Below are 10541 nucleotides of genomic sequence, written 5' to 3'. Positions count from 1 at the left end.
GTGCTGGAGCGCGCCGGCAACGAGATCAAGCTTGCCGTCACCGACAATGGCCACGGCATCCCGGACGACGCCGATCGCGCCCGCGCCACCGAGCGCTTCGTGCGCCTGGAAAAGAGCCGCTCGCAACCGGGCTCGGGTCTCGGTCTCAGCCTCGCCAAGGCAATCATGACTTTCCACAACGGCAGGCTTGATCTTTTACCCGCCAATCCCGGATTGTCCGTGGTCATGAGTTTCCCGTTGCGGGAGACGCATTGACAGCGCGGACAAATGGCGAAGAAGAAAATCGAATCCGAGTTCCGGCTTAGCCCGACAGTGGCGCTCCGCCCCCTTGATGCGGAGCATGCCCGGCGTGAATTGTCGGAAATCGCCGATGCCGCCGAGGAAGAGGGGCTTTCGCGCCTCGCCGCGTTCCTGGCGGGCGAGGGGCCACTGCAGGAGCTGCTGGCGGCCGTCTTCGACCTCTCGCCCTTCCTGCGCGATGTCGCGCGCCGCCGGCCATCCGTTCTCGACACGCTGTTCGACCGGACGATCGAAGCGCGGCTCGATGCCATCGGCGAGGCGATAGGCGGCGCGGCCAAGGTGGATGACGCCTCGGAATCGGGCCTGATGATGGCGCTCAGGCAGTGGAAGACGGAGGCGCATTTCTTGATCGCGCTGGCCGACCTTTCGGGCGAGGCAGAGACCGCGGTGACGGTGCGCCGTCTCAGTGATCTCGCGGATGCCTGCACAAAAGCCGCTGTCGATTTCCTGCTGCTCGACGCGCAACGGCAAGGCAAGCTCAAGCTGCCGGATCGGTTGGAACCGGCGAAGGATTCGGGCTGGATCCTGCTCGGCATGGGCAAGCTCGGCGCGCATGAGCTGAATTTTTCCTCCGACATCGATCTCGTCGTCTTCTTCGATCGGGAGGCGCCGGCCGTCATCGATCCGCTCGACGCCACCGAGCTGTTCTCGCGCCTCACCCGTCGGCTCGTGCGCATCCTGCAGGACCGCACCGAGCATGGCTATGTCTTCCGCACCGATCTGAGGCTCCGCCCCGATCCGGGCTCGACGCCGCTGGCGATCCCCGTAGAGGCCGCGCTTCGTTATTACGAGGCGCGCGGCCAGAACTGGGAGCGGGCGGCCATGATCAAGGCGCGGCCGGTTGCCGGCGACCTTGCCGCGGGCGCGGCCTTCCTCAAGGAATTGCAGCCCTATGTCTGGCGCAAATACATGGACTATGCGGCGATCGCCGACGTCCATTCGATCAAGCGCCAGATCCATGCCCACAAGGGCTATGGCGAGATCGCGGTCAAGGGCCACAACGTCAAGCTCGGACGCGGCGGCATCCGCGAGATCGAGTTCTTCGTCCAGACCCAGCAGCTCATCGCCGGCGGCCGCTTCCCGGAGCTGCGCGGCCGCGAGACCGTGCCGATGCTCGCAGCGCTCGCTGCGCGCGGCTGGATCACCGCCGACGCACGCGACGCGCTCACGCGACAATACTGGTTCCTGCGCCGCGTCGAGCATGCCGTTCAGATGGTGGCGGACGAGCAGACGCATATCCTGCCGGAAGAAGACGAGGAGCTGAAGCGCATCGCGCTGATGTTGGGTTTTGCCGGCGAGGCGGATTTCACCCAGGCCTTCCGCGCCTCGCTGCAGCAGGTCGAGCGCCATTATGCGGCGTTGTTCGAAACCGCACCCGAGCTTTCGGCCGGCGTCGGCAATCTGGTCTTCACCGGCGATGTCGACGATCCCGACACGCTGCAGACGCTCGATCGCCTGGGCTTCCAGCGGCCGAGTGACATCTGCCGTGTCATCCGCGGCTGGCATTTCGGCCGCTACCGCGTCACCCAGTCGGCCGAGGCGCGCGAGCGGCTGACCGAATTGACGCCGGCGCTGCTCAAAGCCTTCGGCCAGACGCGGCGCGCCGACGAGGCGCTGATGCGCTTCGACGAGTTCCTCGCCGGCCTGCCGGCCGGTATCCAGCTTTTCTCGCTGCTGCAGTCGAACCCGGCGCTGCTCAAGCTGATGGCGACCATCATGGGCGCGGCGCCTCGGCTGGCGGCGATCATCACGCGTCGTCCGCATGTCTTCGACGGACTGCTCGATCCGGCATTGCTTACCGAACTGCCGGATCGCGCCTATCTCTCGGCCCGGCTTGCCGCCTTTATCGAAGGCGACCGCGCCTATGAGGATGTGCTCGACCGGCTGCGCATCTTCGCTTCCGAGCAGAAATTCCTGATCGGCGTTCGCCTGCTTGCCGGCTCTATCGATCCGGCGCGGGCGGGGCGCGCCTTCTCGGATCTCGCCGATCTCACCATCGAAGCGGCGCTCGACGCCGTGATCGCCGAATTCGCGCTGCGCCACGGCAGCATCGCGGGCGGCAGGGTGGCGCTGCTCGGCATGGGCAAGCTGGGCAGCCGCGAGCTCACGGCGGGTTCGGATGTCGATCTCATCCTGCTCTATGACCACGACAACGACGCCGAGGACTCCGACGGCGAGAAGCCGCTGGCGCCTTCGCATTACTATACCCGCATGACGCAGCGCCTGATCGCGGCCGTCTCGGCGCCGACGGCCGAAGGTGTGCTCTACGAGCTGGATCTGCGCCTGCGTCCATCAGGCAACAAGGGGCCGGTCGCCACCCATATCGACGCGTTCAAGAAATATCAGCGCCAGGACGCCTGGACCTGGGAACACATGGCGCTGGCACGGGCCCGCGCCGTCGGCGGCGATGCCGAGCTCTGCGCCGAGCTCGATACGGAAGTGGCGGTGGTACTGGCGCAGCCGCGCGATGCGGCCAAGGTTAAAGCCGAGGCCTCGGACATGCGTACGCTGATCGAGAAGGAGAAGGCGCCGCGCGATCTCTGGGACATCAAGCTGATCCCGGGCGGGCTCATCGACCTGGAATTCATCGCGCAGGTCGCGGTCATTACCGGCGCGATCGAACCTGGCCGCCGGGTCACGGCGACTGCCGACATTCTGGCCCGGCTTTCTCCGGACTTCGCCGCAGCCGATATGCGTGAAGAGCTTGGCGAGGCCTATCGGCTCTATCTGGCGCTGACCCAGATGATCAGGCTTTGCCTCACCGGCGAGTTCCAGCGCGACGATGTCCCGCCGGGACTCTCGGATCTGCTGCTCGCGGTCACCGACCTGCCGGATTTCGGTGTGCTGGAAGCACATCTCAAGGAGATGTCGCGGAAGGTCAGGAGAGATTTCGACCGTCTGCTTCGTGCGGGAGCGTCGCCATCAACCGCATCGTTGCCATGAGATTCGCCGGGTGGCACATTAGCCACAGTTAATATTAATCGGCGAACCGGTCTTGCGCCATTGGCAGAGGTGTCCCGTAATGGGTCAATAGGTCTGGCACCGCAATTGCACTGTCAGCAATGCCGGGGTCAACCATCACCCCGACGATGGGGGGCCCCGCCGCTTCGCAAATGGAGCGGCGGGTTCTTAACGGCTGATTTGAAAGCCGCCTAAATCGCCATGCTTTGGGGCGCTGGGCAATTATGGATCTTCCGAAATTTTTGGTAGGCATGTTCACGACGTCATTCATCGTGGCGATCTGGGCTTACAACGAAACTGGTTCTGTCTGGGCGGTGCTTGGATGGGCAATCCTGGCCATGATCATTCTGCAGGTCGGATATATCGGTCTGGTCGTCAGCTTGATCTATAGACGGGCATCGAAAGGCGCCGATGCAAGTCCGGCATCTACAGCAGCAAATGATTTAAACCTTACCGGTCCAGTTTAGCGACCCGACAGTCCATTGGGTTTGACTGACTGCCGCCCTGACCGGCCCGGGGCAAGCCGGAAGTGAGATGTCCAGCAAGAAGGAGGGGGCGTTGTCCGCCGGAGCCTTTGGAAATTCCGCATTCCGAACTAAAGCAATTCCAGGAAAAGTGTGTGCGGTTTTCCGTTCGGAATCGCGTAAAAACAAAGAGCTAGAGCGGTTCGCCGTTTCCATGAAACGGTGGAACGCTCTAAGCCGCCGCCTTCACCGCGGACGGCGCCTTCTTCAGCGGAATGCGTACCGACACGATAGTGCCGACACCCTCGGTCGAACGGATCTTCAGCGCGCCGCCCTGCAATTCGGCCAGCGAGCGCGAGATGGCGAGCCCGAGGCCTGAGCCGGTGTGGTTCTTGGAAAACTGGTTCTGCACCTGCTCGAACGGCCGGCCGAGCTTGCTCAGCGCCTGCTTGGGAATGCCGCAGCCATTGTCCTCGATGGTGAGCAGCAGGGCGCCCGACGTGTTGCGCGCTCTGACCGTGATCTTGCCGCCCTGTCCGGTGAACTTCACCGCGTTGGAGAGCAGGTTGATGGCGATCTGCTTGATCGCGCGGCGGTCGGCATAGAGCCGCATCGTATCGGCGATGCGCGTCTCGACATTGATCGACTTCTCCGCTGCCTGCAGCGAGATCACCCGCACCGTTTCCTTGATCAGCGGGCAGAGGTCGATCTCCTCGTGGTCGAGTGAGAATTGGCCGGCCTCGATCTTCGACATATCGAGGATGTCGTTGATGACGCCGAGCAGGTATTTGCCGCTGCCGTTGATGTCGGTCGCGTATTCCTCATAGCGCTCCGAGCCGAGCGGTCCGAACAGGCCCTGCTGCATCAATTCGGAGAAGCCGATGATGGCATTGAGCGGCGTGCGCAATTCATGCGACATGTTGGCGAGGAATTCCGACTTGGCGCGATTGGCCGCCTCGGCGCGCTCGGTTTCCTTCATGTATTTGCGGTTGAGCTCGACCAGTTCGCTGGCGCGTTCCTCCTCGGCGCGCCGCGCGAGGCTGAGATCGTGGATCGTCGCCATCAGCCGGCGCTCGCTGTCGACCAGCTTTTCCTGATGCAGCTTTATCTGGGTGATGTCGGAGCCGACCGAGACGACACCGCCGTCGCGGGTCCTGAGCTCGTTGACCTGCAGCCAGCGGCCGTCGGCGAGCTGGCGCTCGAGTGTGATGCCGCCATGCGGCCCGTTGGCATTGGCCAACCTGCGCTCCGAGGCGAAGGCCAGCATGCGCTGCTCCAGCATATCGCGGGTCGCGCCCGGCATCACGTCGCGATCAGACAGCCCGTTGTCCTTCTGGAACTTCGAATTGCACATGATCAGCCGTTCGGCGGCATCCCACAGCACGAAGGATTCGTTGATGTTCTCGATCGCTGTCCTGAGCCGCATGTCGGCCGCTTCCGAACGCAGTGCCAGGTGCCGCTGCTCGGTGACGTCGACGGCGATGCCGATCAGCTGGATCTCCGGCGCCTCCGGGTCGATCACCTGGGCGCGGGCTCGCATCCATACCCATTGTCCGTCGGCGTGGCGCATGCGAAAGACCTGGTCGATATGGTCGATCTCGCGTTCGATGATGCGGTTGGCGAGCTCGAACAGGTCGCCGTCTTCCGGGTGGACGATCTCGTCGACCTCGCCGAAGGAGAGCATCGTATCGCAGGGCTCATAGCCCAGCATGTCGTACATCGAGCGCGACCAGTACATCTTGCCGCGCACCATATCCCAGTCCCACAACCCACAGCGGCCGCGCACCAGCGCCATGTCGATGCGTTGATGCGCTTCGAGATAGATGCGGTCCGCCGCCTGGGCGCGCGCCGCCTGGCCGAAATAGGCGTAGAGGATGACGATCAGCACGCCCGCCGTCAGCACGAACAGCGTGACGTTGAGCGACATAGACTTGCGCCAGCTGTCGAACACCGCTTCCTTCGGCACCAGCACTGCGGCCGCGTGTTTGCGGTCGCCGCTGAGGCTGACAGCGGCAAACCAATCCTGTCCGCCGGTGCTGACATCCATCACGCCGGCGCGGTCGCCGAACATGAACAGCGGCTGGCCGCCCAGTACGAGGCTGTCGAGCGTGCGGCCCTGCCAGCCCGTCGACAACGGCGAAACGGCGATGACCTTGAAGTTGGCGTCGGTGACGGCGAGCACATGGGCGCGGCTCATGGCGCCCTGGCGGCTGATGTTCTCCAGGAGGCTTGTGGCATTGACGCCGGCCGCGCTGGGGTCCGCGGTGATCGCCTGCGCCATCTGGCCGGCGGCGAGCGCCAGCACTGCCTTGGCGTCGCGCTCGATCTCGTCATGCTCGTTCATCAGCGACAGGAAGCGCAATGCCGCGATGACGATGAGGAAAACGACGATCAGCGCCGGGATCGACCGGCGCAGCAGCGGCTCGGCGGCCAGGAGCCGCTGATAGGTGGGTTCGGCGATCAGGCGCGCATTGCCGGCAAGTCCGTCGCTCCTTGCCTTGCGACGCGCAAAAGCCTTCCCTCCGGGCGCGCCCCACGCGTCCGCCTTGGCCATAAATGGCACTCCCCGATTTGCCGCATACTTGGATGATCCGGCTACGCCGCACGCCCCGAATCGCCATTAAAGAATCAAAGCCGATTCGCCTTGTCCAGAGGCGCGGGCGAAAAAGATTAAAAGTTGATTGAAATTCGTCGCAACTGCTGATCTCCCCCCTCGTGGGGGAGATGGCCGGCAGGCCAGAGAGGGGCGCTGTCCCGCCAGCCCTTCCAACCGTTCAATCGCCTCAACATAAGGTAGCTTTTGGACCCATTGGTAAAGAGCAGACGTAGCGATCCTTCGCGCCCCCCTCTGCCCTGCCGGGCATCTCCCCCACGAGGGGGGAGATTGCCAATCACGCCAGCGTCCGCTCGACGATATCGCGCAGATCCGCCGACAGGTTCTCAACCTTCGCCATGTCGAGCAGCGCTTGTCTGGCCTTGGCCTGGCGTCCAGGCTCCAGCGAGCGCCAGGAGCGTAGCGCCGTGGCCAGCCGCGCCGCCACTTGCGGGTTGCGCTTCTCCACTTCCAGCACCGTCTCGGCGAAGAAACGGTAACCTTCGCCGTCGGGGCGGTGGAAGCCGGTCTGGTTGGCGCTGGAGAAGGTGCCGATCAGAGAACGCACCCGGTTCGGGTTGGCGATCGAGAAAGCCGGATGCTGCGTGAGCTCGCGCACTTTCTCGACGGTCCTTGCTCCGGGCACGCCAGCCTGGATCTGGAACCATTTGTCGAGCACCAGCGCGTCGCCGCGATAGCGGACCTCGAAAGCGGCCAGCGCTTCTTCGGCCTCGGCCGTGCCTGAATGGCGATGCGCCAGCACGGCGAGCGCCGCGGCGCGGTCGGTCATATTGGTGGCGGCGGTGAAGTGCCGCGCGGCGAGGCCCGCGCCGCCCGGCAGCAGCGAAAGATAGTCGAGCAGGGTGTTGCGCAGGGCCCGGCGTCCGGCGCTCGCCGCGTCCGGACTGAACGGCCCGTTGTCGGCAAGCCGGTCATGGAGCGCCGCGAAGGTCTCGCCGTTTGCCTCGGCGATCGCCCGCGCCAGCGCCTCGCGCGCGGCGAAGATGGCGTCTGGATCGATGCCCTTGCCGATGTCGCGGGCGATGTCGGCTTCACCGGGCAGCGACAGCGCCAGTGCCCGGTAGGCCGGCTCCAGCGCCTCGTCGCCGGCGATCCTGCCGGCAAGCTCGGCGAGCCGTGCCGCGAAGGCCGGCTCCCTGCCGCCGAGGATCTGGCGGAAGGCGACGATCAGCGCGTCGGTCAGCAGCGTGTTGAACGCCTGCCAGCGCGAGAAGGCATCGCTGTCATGCGCCGCAAGGAAGAACTGGTCGTCGGCCTTCTGCTGCACGGAAAGCGTGATCGGCGCCGAGAAGCCGCGGTTGAGCGACACCGAAGGCCGTTGCGAAATACCCGAGAAGCGCACCGTGTGCCGGCGCTTGCGGATATGGATGACACCGTCATCCATAGTTGCGCCCTCGACGGCCGTCCAGGTGACGGGCTTGCCATTGGCGCCGACCAGGCCGAAGGCCAAGGGGATATGCATCAGCCGCTTGCGGCTTTCCGACGGCGTCGGCGGCACCGACTGCTCGATCTCCAGGGTGAACTCCTTCGCCGCCGCATTGTGCGTGGAACTCACCGTCAGGTTCGGGGTGCCGGCCTGGTGGTACCAGAGCGCGAATTGCGCAAGGTCTCTGCCCGAGACGTCCTCGAACACTTTGAGGAAATCCTCGATGGTCGCCGCCTCGCCGTCATGCCGCTCGAAATAGAGGTCCATGCCGGCACGGAAGGTCTCCGCGCCGAGGATGGTGCGGATCATGCGCACCACTTCCGAGCCCTTCTCGTAGACGGTCGCCGTGTAGAAGTTGTTGATCTCGCGGTAGCGGCGCGGCCTGACCGGATGCGCGAGCGGCCCCTGGTCTTCCGGGAACTGGTGGGCGCGCAGCGTGCGCACCTCGGCGATGCGCTTCACCGCCCGCGAGCGCTGGTCGGCGGAGAACTCGTGGTCGCGGTAAACCGTCAGCCCTTCCTTCAGGCAGAGCTGGAACCAGTCGCGGCAAGTGATTCTGTTGCCGGTCCAATTGTGGAAATACTCATGCGCGATGATCGCCTCGATATTGGCGAAGTCGGCATCAGTCGCAGTCTCCTCGTCGGCCAGCACATATTTGTCGTTGAAGACGTTGAGGCCCTTGTTCTCCATGGCGCCCATGTTGAAGTCGGATACGGCGACGATGTTGAAGACGTCGAGGTCGTATTCGCGGCCGAAAGCTTCCTCGTCCCATTTCATCGAGCGTTTCAGCGCGTCCATCGCGTAGCCGGCAAGCCGTTCCTTGCCGGGTTCGACATAGATGCCGAGCTCGACCTCGCGGCCGGACATGGTGGTGAAGCTGCCAGCCACCTTGCCGAGCGCGCCCGCCACCAGTGCAAAAAGGTAGGAGGGTTTGGGGAAGGGGTCGTGCCAGACCGCATAATGGCGTCCGTCGGCGAGCGCGCCGCGTTCGACGGGATTGCCGTTTGAAAGCAAAAGCGGCGCCTCGTTGTGCGGCGCTTCGATACGCACCGTGTAGACCGACAGGATATCGGGACGGTCGAGAAAATAAGTGATGCGGCGAAAGCCTTCGGCCTCGCATTGCGTGCAATAGACGTTGTTGGAGCGGTACAAGCCCATAAGCGCCTCGTTGCGCGAAGGCGCGATCTCCGTCTCCAGGCGGAGCTCGAAACGCTGAGCCGCCGGCGGCTTCAGAATCGTCAGCCGGTCCGGCGTCGCCTCATAGTCGCCGGCCGCGAGCGCGTGCCCATCGATGGCGACGCCGAGCAGCGTCGGCCCGTCGCCGTCGAGCACCAGCGGCGCCGAGGCGGCGACGCCCTCGCGTCGCTCGATGGTGAGCAGCGCGGTCACATGGGTCGCGTCCGGCGACAGGCGAAAGTCGAGGCTGGTCCTCGGGATGAGATAGTCGCAGGGGCGATAATCTTCGAGCCTGAAGACATGGCCGGTATCTGTGCGCATTCCTTGAGCTTTTCCTGTCGAGGCGGCCAGCCGGCCTGGCTGGTCCAAGAATTTTGAGGGTGCGCGCTCTTTACACGAAACGGCCACTCGACAAAACTGCGGCACAGGTTGTGTTTCGCAATTCCGGACGGAAAACCGTTACACCCTTTTCCTGGAATTGCTCTTGGCCTATTTCGCGGCTTCATTTCCCGACCATCCTTATGAGGCAAGATGACCGTCGATCATGCCGTCGGCCACAACACGCTGCGCGGCATTACGCTGAAGATCGTCTCGGTGACGGTCTTCGTTGGCATGCAGACCTGCATCAAGGCGGCCGGCGACGTGCCCGCCGGACAGATCGTCTTCTTCCGCTCCTTCTTCGCCATCTTCCCGATCGTCGCTTTCCTGGCCTTCAAGGGTGAGCTCGCCACCGCGTTCACGACCAGGCGGCCGTTCAACCATATCGCGCGTGGCATCGTCGGCGTCGGCGCCATGGGGCTCGGCTTCTTCGCGCTGACCAGGCTGCCGCTGCCGGAGGCCATCACGCTAAATTACGCCCAGCCGCTGCTTGTCGTGGTGTTCTCCTCTGTCTTCCTCGGCGAGACGATCCGCGTCTACCGCTGGAGCGCGGTGGCGGTCGGTCTTGCCGGCGTGCTGATCATCTCCTGGCCCGAGCTGACGCTGCTCAATTCCGGTGAAGGCCTCGACGACCAGGAGCTGCTGGGCGTCATCGCCGCGCTGATCGCCGCCGCGATTTCGGCGGTCGCCATGCTTCTGGTGCGCAATCTCGTGCAGACGGAGAAGACGGCGACGATCGTGCTGTGGTTCTCCTCGACGGCTTCGGTGTTGTCGCTCTTCACGCTGCCCTTCGGCTGGCAGGCCCTGACGCCGATGCAGGCCGCACTCCTCGTCTTCGCGGGCTTCTGCGGCGGGCTCGGCCAGATCTTGATGACGGCGGCCTACCGCCACGCCGAAGCCTCGGTCGTGGCGCCGTTCGAATACACCTCGATGATCCTCGGCGTCGTCGTCGGCTATTTCGCCTTCGGCGACGTCACCTCGCTCAACACGCTGATCGGCGGCGTGATCGTGGTCGCCGCCGGCATCTTCATCATATGGCGCGAGCGGCAGCTCGGCCTGGAGCGCACGCGCACCAGGACGGTCACGCCGCCGCAGGGGTGAACTGTTTCAAAGAGTAGCTTCAAAGGCCGAGTTCCTTCACACCCCCTCTGGCCTGCCGGCCATCTCCCCCGCAAGGGGGGAGATTGGCAGTTCCCTCGGCGGCGCACTACCCGCCATGTTG

At 64.5% G+C, this 10541-nt stretch carries 6 protein-coding genes; 4 read left to right on the top strand and 2 right to left on the bottom strand.

Going from position 1 to position 10541, the window contains the following annotated elements; translation table 11 throughout:
- From FJ423_RS14170 to FJ423_RS14160, 3 genes are all read left to right on the top strand, one after another.
- The coding region (locus tag FJ423_RS14170) for a sensor histidine kinase (protein ID WP_140842581.1) at nt 1–255 on the top strand (255 nt) is incomplete at its 5' end.
- Nucleotides 256–267: 12 nt separating this feature from the next.
- The gene (locus FJ423_RS14165; RefSeq protein ID WP_140842579.1) at nt 268–3243 is read left to right on the top strand and encodes a bifunctional [glutamine synthetase] adenylyltransferase/[glutamine synthetase]-adenylyl-L-tyrosine phosphorylase; all 2976 of its coding nucleotides are present in this window, start codon (nt 268–270) and stop codon (nt 3241–3243) included.
- Nucleotides 3244–3485: 242 nt separating this feature from the next.
- Entirely contained in the window at nt 3486–3728 is a 243-nt protein-coding gene (locus tag FJ423_RS14160; RefSeq protein ID WP_140842576.1) for a hypothetical protein, read from the top strand.
- 229 nt (nt 3729–3957) lie between these two features.
- On the opposite strand, the gene FJ423_RS14155 is transcribed toward FJ423_RS14160, so the two are convergent.
- On the bottom strand, nt 3958–6279 hold the full coding sequence (locus FJ423_RS14155) for a PAS domain-containing sensor histidine kinase (RefSeq protein WP_140842574.1): 2322 nt from the start codon (nt 6277–6279) through the stop codon (nt 3958–3960).
- 337 nt (nt 6280–6616) lie between these two features.
- Nucleotides 6617–9262, bottom strand: coding sequence for an aminopeptidase N (pepN, locus tag FJ423_RS14150; protein WP_140842572.1), 2646 nt, complete (start codon nt 9260–9262; stop codon nt 6617–6619).
- Nucleotides 9263–9472: 210 nt separating this feature from the next.
- Here pepN and FJ423_RS14145 point away from each other — a divergent pair, with 210 nt between their 5' ends.
- Nucleotides 9473–10420, top strand: coding sequence for a DMT family transporter (locus FJ423_RS14145; protein ID WP_140842570.1), 948 nt, complete (start codon nt 9473–9475; stop codon nt 10418–10420).
- The last annotated feature ends 121 nt before the right edge of the window (nt 10421–10541 follow it).

The sequence above is a fragment of the Mesorhizobium sp. B2-8-9 genome (assembly GCF_006439475.1).
Classification (GTDB): Bacteria; Pseudomonadota; Alphaproteobacteria; order Rhizobiales; family Rhizobiaceae; genus Mesorhizobium.
This window is presented reverse-complemented; position numbering and strand designations above follow the sequence as displayed.

What these genes read in the sequence shown, in the direction of transcription:
- pepN (WP_140842572.1), bottom strand. Translation starts at nt 9,262, where the DNA reads ATGCGCACAGATACCGGCCATGTCTTCAGGCTCGAAGATTATCGCCCC.
- FJ423_RS14145 (WP_140842570.1), top strand. Translation starts at nt 9,473, where the DNA reads ATGACCGTCGATCATGCCGTCGGCCACAACACGCTGCGCGGCATTACG.
- FJ423_RS14165 (WP_140842579.1), top strand. Translation starts at nt 268, where the DNA reads ATGGCGAAGAAGAAAATCGAATCCGAGTTCCGGCTTAGCCCGACAGTG.
- FJ423_RS14155 (WP_140842574.1), bottom strand. Translation starts at nt 6,279, where the DNA reads ATGGCCAAGGCGGACGCGTGGGGCGCGCCCGGAGGGAAGGCTTTTGCG.
- FJ423_RS14160 (WP_140842576.1), top strand. Translation starts at nt 3,486, where the DNA reads ATGGATCTTCCGAAATTTTTGGTAGGCATGTTCACGACGTCATTCATC.